At 64.8% G+C, this 15,442-nt stretch carries 22 protein-coding genes and 1 tRNA gene; 6 read left to right on the top strand and 17 right to left on the bottom strand.

Going from position 1 to position 15,442, the window contains the following annotated elements; translation table 11 throughout:
- Positions 1–108 precede the first annotated feature (108 nt).
- The 13 genes from D7D52_RS34095 to D7D52_RS34045 are packed head-to-tail and all read right to left on the bottom strand — an operon-like array spanning position 109 to position 8,099.
- Positions 109–1,026, bottom strand: coding sequence for a hypothetical protein (locus D7D52_RS34095; RefSeq protein ID WP_120743059.1), 918 nt, complete (start codon positions 1,024–1,026; stop codon positions 109–111).
- Positions 1,027–1,059: 33 nt separating this feature from the next.
- Positions 1,060–1,485 carry a hypothetical protein gene (locus tag D7D52_RS34090; protein WP_120743057.1) on the bottom strand — a complete coding sequence of 142 codons (426 nt, stop codon included), beginning with the start codon at positions 1,483–1,485 and terminating at the stop codon, positions 1,060–1,062.
- Complete coding sequence (locus tag D7D52_RS34085) at positions 1,482–2,417, bottom strand: DUF2637 domain-containing protein (RefSeq protein WP_162958744.1); 936 nt, start codon at positions 2,415–2,417, stop codon at positions 1,482–1,484. Before D7D52_RS34085 ends, D7D52_RS34090 begins: the two co-directional genes overlap by 4 nt.
- Positions 2,414–2,590 (bottom strand): hypothetical protein, encoded by a 177-nt coding sequence (locus tag D7D52_RS38285; RefSeq protein WP_162958743.1) that lies wholly within the window; start codon positions 2,588–2,590, stop codon positions 2,414–2,416. Before D7D52_RS38285 ends, D7D52_RS34085 begins: the two co-directional genes overlap by 4 nt.
- The gene (locus D7D52_RS34080; RefSeq protein ID WP_120743053.1) at positions 2,587–4,671 is read right to left on the bottom strand and encodes a hypothetical protein; all 2,085 of its coding nucleotides are present in this window, start codon (positions 4,669–4,671) and stop codon (positions 2,587–2,589) included. Before D7D52_RS34080 ends, D7D52_RS38285 begins: the two co-directional genes overlap by 4 nt.
- 2 nt (positions 4,672–4,673) lie before the next feature.
- A complete protein-coding gene (locus tag D7D52_RS34075) occupies positions 4,674–4,931 on the bottom strand; it encodes a hypothetical protein (protein ID WP_120743051.1) in 258 nt (85 codons plus the stop codon).
- A complete protein-coding gene (locus D7D52_RS34070) occupies positions 4,928–5,683 on the bottom strand; it encodes a hypothetical protein (RefSeq protein WP_120743049.1) in 756 nt (251 codons plus the stop codon). Before D7D52_RS34070 ends, D7D52_RS34075 begins: the two co-directional genes overlap by 4 nt.
- Complete coding sequence (locus D7D52_RS34065; protein WP_120743047.1) at positions 5,680–5,919, bottom strand: hypothetical protein; 240 nt, start codon at positions 5,917–5,919, stop codon at positions 5,680–5,682. Before D7D52_RS34065 ends, D7D52_RS34070 begins: the two co-directional genes overlap by 4 nt.
- The gene (locus tag D7D52_RS38280; RefSeq protein WP_162958742.1) at positions 5,916–6,074 is read right to left on the bottom strand and encodes a hypothetical protein; all 159 of its coding nucleotides are present in this window, start codon (positions 6,072–6,074) and stop codon (positions 5,916–5,918) included. Before D7D52_RS38280 ends, D7D52_RS34065 begins: the two co-directional genes overlap by 4 nt.
- 5 nt (positions 6,075–6,079) lie before the next feature.
- Positions 6,080–6,925: a hypothetical protein gene (locus D7D52_RS34060; protein WP_120743045.1), complete on the bottom strand. Its 846-nt coding sequence runs from the start codon at positions 6,923–6,925 to the stop codon at positions 6,080–6,082.
- A gap of 3 nt (positions 6,926–6,928) precedes the next feature.
- Positions 6,929–7,597, bottom strand: coding sequence for a hypothetical protein (locus tag D7D52_RS38275; RefSeq protein WP_162958741.1), 669 nt, complete (start codon positions 7,595–7,597; stop codon positions 6,929–6,931).
- Positions 7,594–7,872, bottom strand: a complete 279-nt coding sequence (locus D7D52_RS34050) for a hypothetical protein (protein WP_120743041.1) — start codon at positions 7,870–7,872, stop codon at positions 7,594–7,596. The genes D7D52_RS38275 and D7D52_RS34050 overlap by 4 nt, the downstream gene beginning before the upstream one ends.
- The gene (locus D7D52_RS34045) at positions 7,869–8,099 is read right to left on the bottom strand and encodes a helix-turn-helix domain-containing protein (protein ID WP_162958740.1); all 231 of its coding nucleotides are present in this window, start codon (positions 8,097–8,099) and stop codon (positions 7,869–7,871) included. Before D7D52_RS34045 ends, D7D52_RS34050 begins: the two co-directional genes overlap by 4 nt.
- Before the next feature lie 252 nt (positions 8,100–8,351).
- Here D7D52_RS34045 and D7D52_RS34040 point away from each other — a divergent pair, with 252 nt between their 5' ends.
- Together D7D52_RS34040 and D7D52_RS34035 are read left to right on the top strand one after the other, a co-directional pair.
- Positions 8,352–9,098 carry a GntR family transcriptional regulator gene (locus D7D52_RS34040; RefSeq protein WP_222932729.1) on the top strand — a complete coding sequence of 249 codons (747 nt, stop codon included), beginning with the start codon at positions 8,352–8,354 and terminating at the stop codon, positions 9,096–9,098.
- A 10-nt stretch (positions 9,099–9,108) separates the two neighbouring features.
- Positions 9,109–9,816: a YdcF family protein gene (locus tag D7D52_RS34035; RefSeq protein ID WP_120743035.1), complete on the top strand. Its 708-nt coding sequence runs from the start codon at positions 9,109–9,111 to the stop codon at positions 9,814–9,816.
- On the opposite strand, the gene D7D52_RS34030 is transcribed toward D7D52_RS34035, so the two are convergent.
- A complete protein-coding gene (locus D7D52_RS34030) occupies positions 9,817–10,476 on the bottom strand; it encodes an HAD family hydrolase (RefSeq protein WP_120744678.1) in 660 nt (219 codons plus the stop codon).
- Positions 10,477–10,570: 94 nt separating this feature from the next.
- On the opposite strand from D7D52_RS34030, the gene D7D52_RS34025 reads away from it, so the two are divergent.
- Complete coding sequence (locus D7D52_RS34025; RefSeq protein WP_120744677.1) at positions 10,571–11,041, top strand: NUDIX hydrolase; 471 nt, start codon at positions 10,571–10,573, stop codon at positions 11,039–11,041.
- Here D7D52_RS34025 and D7D52_RS34020 read toward each other — a convergent pair whose 3' ends face one another.
- The 3 genes from D7D52_RS34020 to D7D52_RS34010 form a co-directional block, all read right to left on the bottom strand.
- Complete coding sequence (locus tag D7D52_RS34020; protein WP_120743033.1) at positions 11,042–11,635, bottom strand: P-loop nucleotide/nucleoside kinase family protein; 594 nt, start codon at positions 11,633–11,635, stop codon at positions 11,042–11,044.
- Positions 11,636–11,647: 12 nt separating this feature from the next.
- Positions 11,648–12,583 (bottom strand): tyrosine-type recombinase/integrase, encoded by a 936-nt coding sequence (locus D7D52_RS34015; RefSeq protein WP_120744676.1) that lies wholly within the window; start codon positions 12,581–12,583, stop codon positions 11,648–11,650.
- Between the two features lie 98 nt (positions 12,584–12,681).
- Positions 12,682–12,755: transfer RNA gene (locus tag D7D52_RS34010), tRNA-Ile, on the bottom strand.
- A 316-nt stretch (positions 12,756–13,071) separates the two neighbouring features.
- On the opposite strand from D7D52_RS34010, the gene D7D52_RS34005 reads away from it, so the two are divergent.
- The 3 genes from D7D52_RS34005 to D7D52_RS33995 all read left to right on the top strand — a co-directional run bounded on the left by D7D52_RS34005 (position 13,072) and on the right by D7D52_RS33995 (position 15,219).
- Positions 13,072–13,500, top strand: coding sequence for a nitroreductase/quinone reductase family protein (locus D7D52_RS34005; RefSeq protein ID WP_120743031.1), 429 nt, complete (start codon positions 13,072–13,074; stop codon positions 13,498–13,500).
- A 177-nt stretch (positions 13,501–13,677) separates the two neighbouring features.
- A complete protein-coding gene (locus D7D52_RS34000) occupies positions 13,678–14,724 on the top strand; it encodes a TerC/Alx family metal homeostasis membrane protein (protein ID WP_120743029.1) in 1,047 nt (348 codons plus the stop codon).
- Positions 14,725–14,766: 42 nt separating this feature from the next.
- Complete coding sequence (locus D7D52_RS33995; RefSeq protein ID WP_246023504.1) at positions 14,767–15,219, top strand: glycine-rich domain-containing protein; 453 nt, start codon at positions 14,767–14,769, stop codon at positions 15,217–15,219.
- The last annotated feature ends 223 nt before the right edge of the window (positions 15,220–15,442 follow it).

Genomic DNA, 15,442 nt, shown 5'->3' with positions numbered 1-15,442 from the left:
GAATGATGTTGGGTAGCAGCCGGAAAGGCTGTGTGGTGTCGGGTGTGGTGGTGTCCTCCTTTCTGATGTTGTTGTTGAAAAACTCAGGCGATCCGGACGGCGCGGCGTTCACGCTTCGGCCTCCATCTCGGCGACGAACTCAGCGGCGGCTGCGGCGCTGGTCTGGGGCTGATGGCCCGGGTCCGGCGACTCGGCCTGTGCGGCAGGGTCGTGCGCGGCGGCGGCACCGTCGCTCGGCTGCTGCTGGGCCTGTTCCTCGGTGCGCGGTTGCGCCTGCCCGTTGTGCTGGCGGGCCGTGGTTTCGGCATTCTGGGTCGCGCGGGGCTTGGCATGCCCGTTGGTCGTGGCCGCGGTAGCCGTTTCGCGAGGGACCAGCACGGCCAGACGTTGTTCCAGCTGCTCGATACGTTTCGACAGTTCGTCGAAACGTTTGGCGGCCTGGCGCTGCATCTCGGCGGCACCTGCCGTGGCCGGGATCGCTGCTTGCTCGGCCGCTGCGGCGCGTTGCTCGCGATGCGCGGTCACCCTTTGTTCGCTCTCGGCGGCGGCGTGGCGGGCCTGCACGGCGGCCTTGCCGGAGACCGGACCGAACATGTTGCGGGGTACCGGTTTTCCCGGGTCGGCGTCGACAGCGTTGAGAGCTTGCACGACCTGCCCGCGCTGTTCGGCGGTCAGGACGGTGTCGTGGATGGTGTGTTCGATCCCCGCCCGCAGCCCGGACAGATAGGCGGTGGCATTGGCTTGTTCTTCGGCGCTGGCACCGGCGTTCGCGCGGGCTGCCGCGGCGCGGGATTCGCGCTGGTATTCCTCGGTGCGCGCCTGATACCACGCGCGAGTGGTGTCGATCTGGTGAGTGAGTAGCTTCTGCGCGTCGCGGAACTCGCTCACGAACTGCTTGTATTCCGTGCGGGAGAGGCGGATCGATCCGTCGGCGCTGGCGCGTTGGATCCGTCCGACCATCTGCAGGAACAAGGCCATCAACTGCGGCCAGTTCCGGGCGGCTTCGTCAACTTCGTTGCCGGACATGAGAGTTCACATTCCTTTCAGGGGTTCTCGGGGTCAGGCCGTGGTCTGGGCGAGACGTGCGGCGCGCCAGCGGACTCGAGCGGGACGGGAGCGTTCGAATACCTGCCGCGAACCGGCCCGGTAGAGGGCGGTCGCGAGGTCTTTGAGGTGATACGCCAGGGTGGCGGTGTCGGGGCGGGCGGCGCTGACCCAGATCCCGTAGCCGATCCAGCCCGCCAGCCACGCCATCAACGGCACCGTGGCAGCGGCCGGGGCGCCCGAGCCGTCGACCAGCCACATCACGGGGATGGTCACGACGACCGCGCCGATTGCCGCGCGGGCCTTGATGATCCAGCGGCCGGCACGTCGGGTGAGGTTGGGTCGGGTGAGTTGGGCGGGGTCTATGCCGGAGGACTCCATGAGCGCGGTCAGCTCACCGTCCCAATCGATTCCCTGATTGTTGCCGTCGCTGTTGGTCATGACAGAGCTCCTTGTGGCTCGTGGTGGTGGTTGGTGTTCAAGGCGGCCAGCCAGTCGAGATCCGGCTCGACAAGTGCCGCCGCGGTGATGTCCGCCGGATCGGCAGTGTCGGTGTCCACCGGATCCGTGGCGTCCGGGTGGGTGGACAGGTAGCGACGGACGGTGCGTTTGCTGACCGCGAGTTCGGTCGCGATGCGGCCATGGGTCCAGCCCAGGCCGTGCAGTTCCCGCGCTCGCTCGCGGCGGGCGTCGGGCTCGGTGCCCGCTTGTCCAGGCTTGGCGGTCATCGGCTTCCTGGGGCTGTCCGCCTGTCCGGCACCGGTGTCCGCCTCGCGGACACGGCTTTCGGGCTGTCCGGACACCGTGGCCATCACCGAATTGGTAGGGACAGGCAGGGCCTCGATTTGCGTAGCGAGGGGAATCTCTCGGGCGGGCGCCGGTTTCGGGTCTCGGATCCCCACTCGCCGCTGAACGGCAGCGTCCGCCGCGTGCTGTTCGGTCGCGGTGCCCAGGTTGCCGGGGGTCAGCGATAGCAGGGCGAACCCGGAGACCACCATCAGCCCGTCGAGAGTCAGCGGCCCGAACTCTGCGGCGGGATGCCCGTATCCCCAGGCCAACAGCACATCTCGGACGTGGGAGTAGGAGATGACAGCTGATCCGAACGCCACGGCTCCGGCTCCGCCGAACCGTGCGATCGACCATCCGCGCCCGCGCCGCCATGCCACACGGGCCAGGATTTCCACGCTGAGCAGCAATCCCAACGGCCACACCGCCGACCCGATCCGGGCAGCGATCACCAGGGTGAGCCCGGCGGGCATGTGGACGGTCGGTAGATAGGTGTGCAGGACATTGGTGGCCACCGAGGTCAGTGACCCGAACACGAACCCGGTCCGGGCTACTCCTCGGCCGCGCGGGGTGGTGGGGGTGGTCATCGTGTCCACCCCCGCTCTGTGCGGGTGTCCGCGTTCTCGACGGTGGTGTCCGCCTGGGTGTCCGGGATGTCCGCGCCGGTGTCCAGGGTGGACAACTGGGTGCGGTGGGGCTGGTTGTGGTGTCCGCCGAGGGTGGCCACGTAGGCGGCCATGGGGCGTAGGTAGTCGGTCATGCCGCTTCACCGCCCTCGCTGAAACCGAGATCGGCGCGACGCGTTCGCCCCGCATCGAGGTCACGGACCTTCTGCAACGGCACCCGCGGCAGCGTGTTGACCGCCCACCGCTCCGGCCGCGGATCCGCCGGGAGCGCGACGATTTCGTCGAGATCGACCGGAATCACATGGCCCCATTGAGCTTTGAGGGCATGCACCCACACCACGTCACCGCGTTCGAACTCGGCGAGCCGGTTCGGGTCGATCAAGAACGTGTCCCGATTGCCCAGGGTGCCGTCCTCGCCGACCTTGCCGCCCTTGGAATGCCGCGTGCTCTCAGTGACCGGGCCCGACCCGAACACCTCACTGACCTTGCCGCCGCCTTCCTGCGCCATCAGCAGTGCTCCGGAAGGGCAGGCTTCGAGCAGGCGGCGGCGTTCATCGGGAGTTTGCCCGAGCCCGAATTGGTTCTGGGCGGCGAAGAACGCGACCACGTCCATGCCCAAAAGCCGTTCAGCGATATCGATTTGGGAGATGCCGCCGGTCTTGTCGGCAACGGCCGACATCTCGTCGATGATGAGAATGATTTGCCGGTCGTGCTCCCCGCACGCGAACTGTGTGATCAGGGTGTTCAGCGCGGCGACCTGAGCGCGGGCGTTCTCCCCGCGGACCGTGCCGGGCACCGTGGCGTAGATGACGTCGAAGGAATCCAGCGGTCGCCCGCCGTCGAAGCCCTCCCCGATCGCGGCGAAGATGTTGCGGAACTTGCCCGACACGTCTCCGACCGCGGGCGGCTTGTTCTTCTCCAGCGCGTCGATCTCGGCGAGGATCGCGTCCTCGTTTGGCCACCCGATTGTCTTCAGCCAGTCGACACTGAGCCGGTCGAGGAACTCCTTCTTCGACTTCGGCGGACCACACGGTGCATCGACGGCGAGCTTGGTGACCCGGATCCGGTTCTGTTTGAAATGCTCCGACCCCGACTCGGTCGCTGCCACCGGGTTGATCATCGCTTCCAACGTGGCGCACATGTCGTCGACGTTCATCGACCACAGGTCGAGTCGGTTGGTGATGGGCCACAACGCAATCCGCTTCGGGTCCACCTTCAGCTTGGCGGCGACCTTCACTACCTGACGGCCCGTCGCCAGCCCGGGTTTGCCGCCCTTGCAGTCGATGAAGATCAACAGCGGTCGCTTCTCGCCGGTGCGGACGTAGCGGTGCCAGTACGCGGAATACAGGCCGGTGCCGAGCCGCACGAGCATGGTGGTCTTGCCTGCCTTTTGCGACTTGCCCAGCACAACCATGTGCCCGAGCCCTTCGATCGGGATCTCCAACCGCGAGGTGCGCTTGTCCACCAGCCGGGTGACGGTGGTCGGTTGGGTCGCGTCGGTGCGTTCCGACAGCGACCCGAGCACGACGCGGGCCTTGAACCAGCCGGTCACCAGCGGTGCCCCGTAGCGGGCGGCGCGGCGGGCGGCGCGGGCTTTGCCGTGGCGCTGGCGGCGCTGCAGGCGGCGGGTCTTCCACGGCGAATCCGAACCCTCGGTATCCAGGCGAGCCAGGAACCGTGCCCGGTACACCGCCGTCGCCGCCCAGGCCACCGGCAGGCACCCGGCGATCATGGCCACGATCGCGCCCGACCCCGGACCCGACGCCACAAGCACTCGCGTGCCCTGCCACCACAAGGTCAACGGCGCGAACCACGAATCAGCGATCCACATGGCTGCGATCGGCAGCACCAGTGCCCCGGCCGCGTAGTTGCGGACCTGCCGGGCCTCCCACCGCCGCCACGCCGCCAACCCGTTCAGGACGACCGCAAGGACCACCAGGAATCCGAGCCCGAGCAGGACCGTGCCCGCGGTCGCGAAAACCTCACCGACACTGCCGATATGCAGATGCCAGTCCGGTGCCCGCCAACCATTGGGTAGCGCCGGGTTCTCGAACCGGTCCGGCGTACTCGTCGGCGCGGGAACCGTGTTCACCAGCACCTGCGGCGGCGTGGCGGGATCCGGTGTGGGCCCGGGTGCCGAAGTCGGTACGGGCGGTAGGATCTGCGCGGTGGTGTCGCAGTCCTGCGGGGTGATCAGCGGAGTGCAGTCAGCCATGATCAGATCACCCCGTCCGGAGGCTCGGGCTCGCCGATCAGGGCTTTCACGACGGCGGCGATTTCCTCGGCCGACAGCGACCACAGATCCGCCCACGATTCGGTCAGCCACAACCTGATCTGATCGGGGTCAATTCCGAAGCAGGAAGCCATCTTTCGACGCATCCAGTGCGCCATTTCAGCGTCCTCAGTGCCACCGAACTCCTCGATGACGATCAGCAGAGGGCGGGGGATCTGGGATTGGGTTCCGTGCATGATCACGGCATCTCCTTTCGCGCCAAAGTGGCGTCCAGGTCATGGATTTCGAGATTCGGCACCCGTTCGATGCCTCGCTTGTTCGCGATCCGCACGGCCGTGGCCTCGACCGCCCGGCGCAGGGTCTCGCCGCGCACGAAGTACAGGACTCCGGCCAGCTCGTGGCGGTCGGCGGCGTCCAGGGCGGCGGTCATCGTGTGCTGTAGCCGTCCCGCGCCGCGTTTGCGGGTCAGCTCGACTTCGACAGCCCACACCTTGTCCGGGTCGGTGAAGTCCTGAAACCAGGCGTCGTGCACGTGCCCGATGGACTGGCCGTTCTCCGAACGCAGCCGGTGGTAGAGCAGTCGCTCGCTGGTCCACAGCTCCGGGTCGGTCTCCATGCCCATCAGCGCCAGTCGCAGCGCGGTCACCGCGGTCATGTGCGCCGCCATCGACGGCCGCGGCTCCCACGGCCCCGGATCGAAATCGGTGTAACCCCAGCATGTTTCGCGCCCCGGGAACACCCAGAGCGGGCCGTGGGCCGGTGCGTCGGGATCGTCGAAGTACGGCGAGGGTCGCCACGGTCCCGGCTCGCCGGTGTCCATGCGGGTCACCTGGAGTTGGCCGGACTGGCGCAGCCGGTGCACCATCGTGCGGGCCGCGCGCGGACTGCGGCCGATCGCGGTCGGCACCAGCGCCATCGCGATCGCGCGTTCCTGCGACACGAATTCCAGGAACCGGGTTTCGTGGGGCTGCTGGCGAAACTCCTTGCCGCTCACCGCGTCACCACCGCATCACGCGGGCAGCCCTGCGGCCAGACCGCCACCTGCGCAGTCCCCGGCGCGGGACACGTCACGACCGTGGTCGGCAAGCTCTCGCGGGTGCCGAACAGCAGCACCCCCAGATACAGGCCCGCCGCGAACACGAACGCCAGCAGCAGCAACACCGCCAGCGCACCGGGCGGCATCGCCACCGCGCGCCGGTCCGCCGTCTCCATCAACACGTAGTCGTTCATCGCCGACCACCCCACCGACGAGAACGTGCAGACGATCGGACCAGGCCCGCCGCGCCGACGATGATCAGCGCCACCAGCAATAGCAACGCGAGTCCGGGCGCGACCAGGCCGATGATCAGCAGGATCACCGCGACGATCAAAGAGGTTCGGACCATGACGGTTACCTCGGCTCCGGGAAGTTCGCGATGCTGTAACCGCCTTTGGGCCGCTGCAACTTCGACACCGACTTGCCGCGCCGCCACAAGTTCCAAGCCGCCACGATCAACCCGATCTGATCCCGATCACTGGTGCGGATCTTGTGGGTGTGCGTGTAGTCCAGTCGCTGCCGCAACGCGAGAATCGGCGAGCCCGCCGGCAGTCCGACCAGGCTGTCCCACAACCGCAGGAACTCCCTCGCTGCCTCGGCGTCGATCTCGGTGAGCCGGACCAGCGCCGCGACCGCCACCGCGGGACGACACTTCAACCGCTTGCCCACCGAAGTGAACCGCTCGGCCAACGCCACCGTCTCCGGATACACCTGCGCGAACTCGACAATCCTGGTGGTCGACACCGCATTACGGGTGTAGTCGCCGAACAGGTTGCCTTCCAGCCACGGGATATAGACCCGCAAGGCCGCAGCGATCAGGGTGGTGTTGTGGCCGGTGACCCCGGTCAGGGTGAGCTGATCAGCCGGGGTGCGTTTGGCGCCCTGGTCCATCGTCACCTGGGTATCGCGGGGCAGACCACGCACCACCAGCATCGGAAACTTCTGCCCGCTGGTACGGGCGATCGCCTGCAAACGGTGCTGGCCGTCCAGCAGCTCACCGTCAGCGCCGAACTTGATGGCTTCGCCGTTGAAAAGCCAACGGCCAGAGACCATGTCGTCGTAGTACTGCTGCACGCGGGCCTGGCGGACGGGGCGGTTGTTCGGGTTGTTTTCGAGCATGTGCCGTGCCATGGGGGCATCGATCTCGATGATCTGGCTGATCATGGCCTCTCCCGGCTGCTCAGAGTTGACGAGATGCATGGGTCATCCCTCCCGGGATTCCGTAGTGGGGTCGGGCAAGTGATCGAGGACGGCCTGAATCGCGTCCCGGGCCTGAATGAGGTCGAATCGGTAGCGCTGCGCCAGTTGGTTTGCGTTGCGGTCGAATCGGTCGTCCGCGGCCAGCCGAACCAGCGTTTCGGCTCTCTTCAGGAGGTCGTACCGTGCCGCGTCGAACGCCTCAGCAATCGGACGGCGTCGGCGCGCCTGCGGCGAGTCCTCCCGACTGCCGTCGCGCATTTGGGTCGCAGGATTCGACAGCTGAGCGCGATCCGATGAATTCCTTTCGCACTCTGATGATTTCGACCGATAGGTCTTGCCATCGAAGCCGATCACTGAGTCAGGTGGACAATTTTGTCCACCTGCCGCGAGCTCGTTCTGGACTGTGCCCTTGCTCAAGCCAGTAGCTGCAGCGATAGCGCGAGTGCTCATTCCGCGCTCCCGCATCGACACCACGATTTCCTGGCGCTCTTCTCGGGGGAGCTGAAGACGACAGCCGCTGAACTCCCTGGCGCAGTATTCGTCCCAGGAGTTGTAGCCCAGGGCCTCCCATGCCCGATCGAGGTATGCCTGGGTAACCAATCCCCAGATCGCCTCGACTCCGGCCTTGATTCGTTCGGTCAGCTCTTGCGCAGTCTCGACGGTCAAAGTCATTGGACTGCACCGCCCTTACCAGATCCCTGAGACTTCCGCCGCCGCGCTTGTGCGGACTTCAGCGCCAATCGGGTGTAGTGCGCTTTGCGCGCATGCTCAGCACGACGAGCACGCTCATCCGGCGGTAGTACGCCGCCCGGATCGACTTGCTTCTCGAACTTGCTCTCCATTGCCTTGCGCGCCTTGGCTGTACGCGCTGCTCGATCGTCCGTCTTCGCCCAAGAAGCATGGGCGGCGATCCGCGCTTGAAGAACCCGATCGTTGGGCGTACTCATGCCGCGCCACCCTTAAGCTGCGGAGCGACTGGCCGCGCGAGGGCCAGGAGTTCCTCTCGGTCGACCCGCCACATACGGCCCTTCACCCGAAACCCTTGCAGATCACCGGATTTGATCCAGTTCAGGACGGTTCGAGGGTCAAGATCGACGAGGGCCGCGGCCGTCTTGAGGCTGATCAGATTCTGCGCCCTGGGTGGGTCGAAGGACGATCGGTCGGTGGTAACCAACAGACTCACTCTCCTTGTGGAAAAGAGCGGAAATGGCCGTCATCTCCGCGTGAATGACCCCGCTGGATCACCACTCGCGGTAGACAACCATTAGAGCCGGTTCTATTGAAGCAAGGTTTGGCGATCGGAACTATAGAACCGGCTGTAAATGGCCTAAGATGTTGATTGATAGAATATGGCTAGTCCTAACAGCAAACATTCCGCGATCCGACAACCAGAGAGCATTCGAGAGACATGAGCGGATACCGAGACGTGGCAGCGAACCTGCGCGATGCCATCAACCAGGGCGAATATCCGCCTGGGACAACACTTCCCAAGCAAGAAGAGCTGTCCGAGCGATACGGCGTCAACATCAAGACGATTCGCCAAGCGGTTGGCATGCTAGAAGCCGAGGGCTTGGTGACACCCATCCGTCGGCGCGGAACAGTAGTCCGGGAACGCCCGCCCATGCGCCAGCTAGGGGCCGAACGCTACTCGAAGAAGAAGTGGAAGTACGGCGACACGGTTGCCTTCATCGCGGACCGTGAAGCATCCGGTCGACCGTGGAATCGGACTGATCAAACCCAGACAGTTGCGTTGGTGGAAGCCGATGCTGAGGTTGCGGAAGCCTTTGGCCTGGAGCCTGGTTCACCTGTCTACGAGCGAGCTCGGCTGGTACGCGATGCGGGTCAACCCACTCACATTCTGACGAGCTACTACATCCCTGAATACGTCGAAGGAACTCCTCTGGTAGATCCAACTCCTGGCCCGGCCGGGCCTGGCGGCGGATTTGCGGTGCTGACACTGCAGGGATACGAACCCGACCACATGACTGAGACGGTGTTCGCCCGCATGCCGACACCTGAGGAGAGCGACACCCTCGAATTGCCTTCTGGTGAGCCGGTGATGATCCTGAAACGACGGACCTACACTGCGAACGATCTGCTCATCGAGTTCGCACGCGGGGTGCATGCGGCATCCAGGTTCGCATGGACCTACGATTTCAAGCTTCCCGAGTAGAGGACTGCGGATGCCGACCACGACCCTGCCGGAGGAACTCCGCTCCGATGTCGAGACCCTCTGGGAGTACAGCCAAATGCACCATGTGTTGCGGCCCGTCGATGTAGCAATCGGCCTGGGGAGCCACGATCCCGGCGTGGCTACCTACACCGCCGAGTTGTACCACGAGGGCATGTTTCCGCTAGTCGTGTTCACTGGGGCCAATGCCCCAGGCACGATCGATAGGTTCCCGCGCGGCGAGGCGGTGCACTTCCGTGAGGCTGCGTTAGAACTCGGTGTTCCCGATGAAGCGATCGTGGTGGAGCCCAGGGCAACCAACACCGGGGAGAACATCGACTTCACGCGGTCGTTGTTCGAACATCGTCCTGAGTTGGGACCGGTTCGGTCTGTATTGCTGATTTGCCGTCCTTACCAACAACGCCGGAGCTATGCCATATGTCGGAAGCGGTGGCCGGAAGTCGAGGTGATCTGCGGATCTCGTCCGCTCCCCCTCGATGACTACATCGAGACTATCGGTGACGTGGACCGTGTGATCAACATGCTTGTCGGCGACACCCAACGTGTATGGGTTTACCCGGCAAACGGGTGGGCCATCGACCAGGCGGTGCCCAGCGATGTGCAGAAAGCGTTTACCCGCTTGGTTGATGCGGGGTTCAACCACCGCTTGCTCCCGAGCCAAACAGGCACGGATCTGACGCCGGGGCTTGGTTCTCAGTAGCTAGTGAGTCGAATTCTTCTCCATCGCAACGATATCCAGCAACTCGGTCAGGTCGCGGAGCGTCCAGTCTGAGAGTTCAGCGACCTGCTCCTTGTTGCGAAGGATCCATCCCCATGGTCCGCGTTGCAGATAGGCGGTTCGAATCCCTGCCTTCTTGGCGGGCGCAATATCGTTGTCGATGCGATCACCAACGTAAACGATCCGCTCTGCTGGACAGGGTGCGGATTCGATCACCTTCGCGAAGAACGCCGGTGATGGCTTCTCCACGCCCCAATCATCGGATGTCGCAACGAGATCCACTGGAAGGTGTAGATCACGCAGAATCATCCCTGAACGGACTGTCTGGTTCCCGACAATACCGACCCAAACGCCTGTCGCCTGGAGTTCGGCTAGTGTCGGACGCACGTCGGGATAGAGGTCATCCTCACCGTAGGTTTCTGGCTGGCCTGCGTCAGCTCGCGCCTGTCGCTCCCGGGCGAGGTCAAATCCAGGCTGGAACACCTGGAATGCTTCCCGATAGTCCTGACCGGCCGCGATCGTGGCTCCGAAGACCGCTGCGAACGTATGGCGCGGCACCCCAAGCCAATCCGCCCAGGTACCGTACTCGCGCGTTTCATCGACCAGCGTTTCACCGACGTCGAACACAACGGCCTCGATCACGGACAAGAAGAATACGCCGCGGAACACCCCACCGTCGGTACGGTAGACGGATGAATTGGAACCCTGCGCCGACCTTCGGTCAGTGGGGCCGATGATGGCCCGTACCGACTACTACGACGACCCGAACGCCCCGAAGCCGAACAGCATCGTTGTCGCGACGACCGCCTTCGTCCTCGATGATCAGCAACAGCTTTTGCTCATCCAACGCAGCGACAACGGCCTGTGGGCTGTTCCTGGTGGCGCTCTGGAATTCGGTGAGTCCGTTACGGAGTGCGCCGTCCGCGAGACTCGCGAAGAAACCGGGATCGGCATCGCGATCTTCGGGTTGGTGGGGATCTACTCAGACCCCCGGCATGTCGTCGCGTTCACGGATGGTGAGGTGCGACAGCAGTTCTCGATCTGCTTGCGCGGCCGACCGATTGACGGCGAGATCACGACCAGCGCGGAATCTAGACGTGTGCAATGGTTTCCGCATTCCGTGCTCGGCGAGCTCGATATCCATCCGTCGATGCGACTCCGAATCGAACACGGATACGCCGATCAGCCAGATCCGTACCTCGGCTGATTAGTTCATCACTACGAAGTCGACGACCTTCTGCGCAGCCGCGGTGATACCGGAGTCCAGAACCTGGGTGCGGTAATTCGACCACCCCACGAGCTTGGGTCGATCTCGTTCGGCGCCGCGGCGGGTCATTCGCTTCTGGATCTCGTCCGCCGCGGCATGTATCCACACCGTGCGGATATCCGTCGCACTGTTCGCCTTCGCCCTGATGTAGGTCGCCAGTGACACCCCCTCGCGGGCAGCTGTCCGGACGTAGTCGATGAATGGGGCGTCGACCACGACAAGATGGTGCCGACCGATCAGCATTGCGTTCTTCACGAGCGCGGCGTAGACGTGAGGACCTACGACGCGGCGATAAATTGCACTGTCACGGTCGTGCGGGTTACCGGTGAGCTCGGACATCACCGCCTGTTCGAGGGCTGGCATAAACGCATCCTTGTCCAGGACCAAGGCACCGGATTGCGATGCCAGCCAGCTGGATATGCTCGACTTTCCGACTGCAGGAAACCCGGATACGACGACTACGCCCCGAGAGAACCCATCGGCGATACGGAGTAGTGCGTTGCATGTCGCCTCGTTCAAAACCTGTTCGACCACCGTCGCACTCCCCTACAGCTTGTCCCCGAGGCGGGCACGACGGTGCGCGGCCTTCGCGCGTTCGTCGGCCACCGACTTTCCGTAGCGGTCGAGCATCTGGCGGGAGCGCCAGCCCGCCAGCATCATGAGGTCCTGTTCCTGGCCGCCGTTGGCAAGCCAGGTGTGGGCGAACCAGTGGCGGAACTGGTGGGGGTGGATATGGCCGATACCGGCTGCGGCGGCCCGGCGTTCGAGCATTTGGCGGATGCCGTGGTCGGTCATTCGGCCCTGGTAGCCGAGCCAGAGTGAGGTTTCGTCATTCTTGGCCTTCGGATGCTTTGCCCGTGCACGGAGGTACTTGCGGAGCGCGGTCCTGGTCTTGTCTCCGAACGGCGTCGTTCGCGGTCTTCGGCCCTTACCGATGACCAGCGCGGTGTTCTCCGCAAAGTCGAGGTCATCGATATTGAGCCCGGCGACTTCACCTGCGCGACAACCGGTATCGGCGAACAGTCGAATGATTGCAGTGTCCCGGAGATCGTTGAAGTCGGTGCCGGCGCACTCGGTGAGAAGCTGGCGGAGTGCATCGTCGGCGGGAACCTCGACGAGTTGCTCCGGCGCATCGGGCAGCGTCATCTTGTCGAAGGGGTCGGCGGTGATGATGTCTTCGGCGGCAAGGTATTTGAAGAACTGCTGCAGCGCCCGGTAGTGGCTGCGGGCGTACTCCGCGGTGAGTGGCTTGCCGGTGCGCTTGTTCGGTCGGGTCAGCAGGGACTCGATGAACGCGCCGATGTGGTCGCGGGTGACCTCCGGGCCGGTGGTCGGAAGGTCGTTCTCGGTGAGGAACTCGATGAAGTAGTCGATGCGGGTGAGGTAGCCGTCGATGGTGGGCTTGCTGCGGTTTCGTCGGCGTAGCTCGGTGGCGAAGTCGTCCTTCAGTTCCTTGAGATCGTCTAGGTTGAGCGCCCCCATGCGGATCAACTCTACGCCGGAATACAAAGCTGGTGATGCTTTGTCCTCGAACGTCTTACGATCTTCGCTCAGCGTTCGCGCTGTTCAGGGGCTGAAAGTGGGGCGGGCGGGGCTCGAACCCGCGACCAATGGATTATGAGTCCACGGCTCTAACCGACTGAGCTACCGCCCCGGGCCGCGGCTGGTGCGCGGGCGTCGCGATGGTACCGCGAACTTGGTGGGGATGCCTACTTGACCCGGTGAGGACGAGGGACGTGTCCCGTGTTGGGGGAGATGGCCGGGACGACAGGCGCGAGTTGGTGCGTGGTGATTTTATGGGGTTCGAGGTGGTCGGGGAAGGCGCTCGCGGTGGCGGCCACTTGCGGATCCTTCTGTCGCGGTAGAGGTTTCATGCTGACGGGCGAGTGCGTGAGAGGGCAATATCCATCGCATCGCGACCGGATCGTAGACCGTTAGGGTGGTGTCGAACCACGACCGCGGGAGGAACTATGGCGAATTTGTTCGTGAAGGTGTTGCGGGGGCATCAGTGGGTTTATGAGAAGAGCAAGGGTTTGGTGGGGCATCGACTGCTGTTTGGTAACCCGACGTTGTTGTTGCGGACTGTGGGGCGGAAGAGTGGGCGGGAGCGGGTCAGTGCGCTGACGTATGCGCGGGATGGGCGGGATTATTTGGTGACGGCGTCGAATGGTGGGTCGGCGCGGGCGCCGGGGTGGTTGGCGAATGTGAAGGCCAAGGGGGACTGTGAGATTCAGGTGGGGACCAAGCGGATAGCGGTGAGCGCTACGGCTACTTATCCGGATGATCCGGAGTATGCGCGGCGGTTTCGAGTGGTGGACAAGGTCAACAAGGGGCGTTATGCGGAGTATCAGAAGATGACCACGCGGGCGATTGCCGTGGTGGTGCTCACGCCACGGTGAGGGGGCTCAGGGGTGGACGGATCGGGTTAGGGTGGGCTATCCTCTCGGGCTAGAGGGGAGTACTTCCCAAGAATCATTCCGGTCAGTACGGGTCGCGCCGTCGCGTCCCCCGGGTGGTTGCCCTTGGACAGGGTGAAGGAGACCTCGGCTGGTTTTCCCTGCCCGAGGAGGTCCGAAATGAGTCCTAGCCTGTCTGTTCTGGCGAGTTCCGCCACCATCGACACCGTCGGCACGCCCTGGTTGTGGGGCGGCACCATCGTCGTGGTGCTGGCCTTGCTGATCTTCGATTTCGCGCTCACGCGCCGCCCGCACGAGGTGTCGATGCGGGAGGCGGTGGGCTGGACCGTCTTCTACATCGCGCTGCCGGTCGTGTTCGGGGTGTTCCTGTGGTTCCACAATGGCGGCACGCCGGCCACCGAGTTCTTCACCGGCTATCTGCTGGAGAAGTCGCTGTCGGTGGACAACCTGTTCATCTTCATGCTGCTGCTGTCGGCGTTCGCGGTGCCGGCCGCGCTCGCGCAGCGGGTGCTGCTGTACGGCATCGCGGGTGCGCTGGTATTGCGCGGCATCTTCATCGCCCTCGGCGCGGCCGCGCTGGCGACCCTCGACTGGGCGTTCCTGCTGTTCGGCCTGATCCTGCTGGTCACCGCGGTGAAGCTGCTGGCGGATGCGGTGAGCGGGCACGAGCAGGATGTCGATATCTCCGGGATGAAGTCGGTGCGGCTGCTGCGCCGCTTCTGGCCGGTCACCGACGACTATCGCGGTGCCAAAATGGTTGTCACCGAACCGGATCCGGATCAGCCGTCGAAGCTGCGCCGCGCGCTGACCCCGCTGGCGCTGGTGGTTGCCGCCGTCATGGCCACCGACGTGGTCTTCGCCGTCGACTCGGTGCCCGCGGTGTACGGCGTCACCGGCGATCCGTTCCTGGTGTTCGCCACCAACGCCTTCGCCCTGCTGGGTTTGCGCGCACTGTATTTCGTGCTGCACGCCGCGCTCTCGCGCCTGGTGCACCTGGCCTACGGCCTGGCCGCCATCCTCGCCTTCATCGGCGTCAAGCTGGTCCTGCACTGGGCCCACGGCATCTGGAACGGCGTACCCCAGATCCCCACGCTGGCTTCGCTTCTGGTGATCGTGGTGGTCCTGACCACCGTCACCCTCACCAGCCTGTACGCGACCCGCGAAGCACGGGGCCATGCGCCCGAGCCCGCCGCCGACGTACCGTGAATCATGCTGCTGCACCATTTCCGGCGCCCTGGGCTCGAGGCGATGAACCGAGCCGTGGACGCACTGGAACTCTCGGAGGCCGTCTTCAAAACCTGCCCGTGGCAGCCGTGTGACCTGGTGGAAACCGGCCTGCGGCAATGGCTCCGGTGTTGTGGGGCGGCCATGCGTGACGGACAGGTGATCGGCATGCCGTCCCACGCCGTCGACGAGGCGTGGCACGGCCTGATCCTGTGCACCAACCGATACGCGCAGTTCTGCGACCGCGCCTACGGCCGGTTCCTGCATCATTTCCCGGCCGGTGACAGTGCGGCCGGCGGCACCGACAGCATGGACGCCCAGCTGGGCCGGACCGTGGTGGCCTGGTCGCTGGTGGCGCGGCCGGGTGAACGGTGCGTGCTGTGGGACCTGGATACCGTTGTCGGCGTGGATCACCCGTGGGGCATCCCCCGCGAGCGGGTGCTCCTGATCGAAGGTTCGCTCGGCACCGTGGGCTGAAACGCGCCGCGATCAGCAGCCGCCGCCACCCCCGCCACAGCCGCTGCCGCCACCACAACCTCCCCCGCCACAGCTACTGCCGCCCCCGCACCCGCTGTGCCCACCATGGCCGTGCCCGCCATGACCACCGTGATGATGGCCGCCGCCGGTACACCCGGTTCCCGCGGTGCACGACCCGATTCCGCCCACGTAAGGACCCACGGAACCCCCGCTGCGCCATTTC

The organism is Nocardia yunnanensis, assembly GCF_003626895.1.
GTDB classification, from domain to species: Bacteria; Actinomycetota; Actinomycetes; order Mycobacteriales; family Mycobacteriaceae; genus Nocardia; species Nocardia yunnanensis.
This window is presented reverse-complemented; position numbering and strand designations above follow the sequence as displayed.

Coding starts and splice junctions, on each gene's coding strand:
- D7D52_RS34095 (WP_120743059.1), bottom strand. CDS start 1,026: ATGTCCGGCAACGAAGTTGACGAAGCCGCCCGGAACTGGCCGCAGTTG.
- D7D52_RS34090 (WP_120743057.1), bottom strand. CDS start 1,485: ATGACCAACAGCGACGGCAACAATCAGGGAATCGATTGGGACGGTGAG.
- D7D52_RS34085 (WP_162958744.1), bottom strand. CDS start 2,417: ATGACCACCCCCACCACCCCGCGCGGCCGAGGAGTAGCCCGGACCGGG.
- D7D52_RS38285 (WP_162958743.1), bottom strand. CDS start 2,590: ATGACCGACTACCTACGCCCCATGGCCGCCTACGTGGCCACCCTCGGC.
- D7D52_RS34080 (WP_120743053.1), bottom strand. CDS start 4,671: ATGGCTGACTGCACTCCGCTGATCACCCCGCAGGACTGCGACACCACC.
- D7D52_RS34065 (WP_120743047.1), bottom strand. CDS start 5,919: ATGAACGACTACGTGTTGATGGAGACGGCGGACCGGCGCGCGGTGGCG.
- D7D52_RS38280 (WP_162958742.1), bottom strand. CDS start 6,074: ATGGTCCGAACCTCTTTGATCGTCGCGGTGATCCTGCTGATCATCGGC.
- D7D52_RS34060 (WP_120743045.1), bottom strand. CDS start 6,925: ATGCATCTCGTCAACTCTGAGCAGCCGGGAGAGGCCATGATCAGCCAG.
- D7D52_RS38275 (WP_162958741.1), bottom strand. CDS start 7,597: ATGACTTTGACCGTCGAGACTGCGCAAGAGCTGACCGAACGAATCAAG.
- D7D52_RS34050 (WP_120743041.1), bottom strand. CDS start 7,872: ATGAGTACGCCCAACGATCGGGTTCTTCAAGCGCGGATCGCCGCCCAT.
- D7D52_RS34035 (WP_120743035.1), top strand. CDS start 9,109: ATGCCGACCACGACCCTGCCGGAGGAACTCCGCTCCGATGTCGAGACC.
- D7D52_RS34025 (WP_120744677.1), top strand. CDS start 10,571: ATGGCCCGTACCGACTACTACGACGACCCGAACGCCCCGAAGCCGAAC.
- D7D52_RS34015 (WP_120744676.1), bottom strand. CDS start 12,583: ATGGGGGCGCTCAACCTAGACGATCTCAAGGAACTGAAGGACGACTTC.
- D7D52_RS34005 (WP_120743031.1), top strand. CDS start 13,072: ATGGCGAATTTGTTCGTGAAGGTGTTGCGGGGGCATCAGTGGGTTTAT.
- D7D52_RS34000 (WP_120743029.1), top strand. CDS start 13,678: ATGAGTCCTAGCCTGTCTGTTCTGGCGAGTTCCGCCACCATCGACACC.
- D7D52_RS33995 (WP_246023504.1), top strand. CDS start 14,767: ATGAACCGAGCCGTGGACGCACTGGAACTCTCGGAGGCCGTCTTCAAA.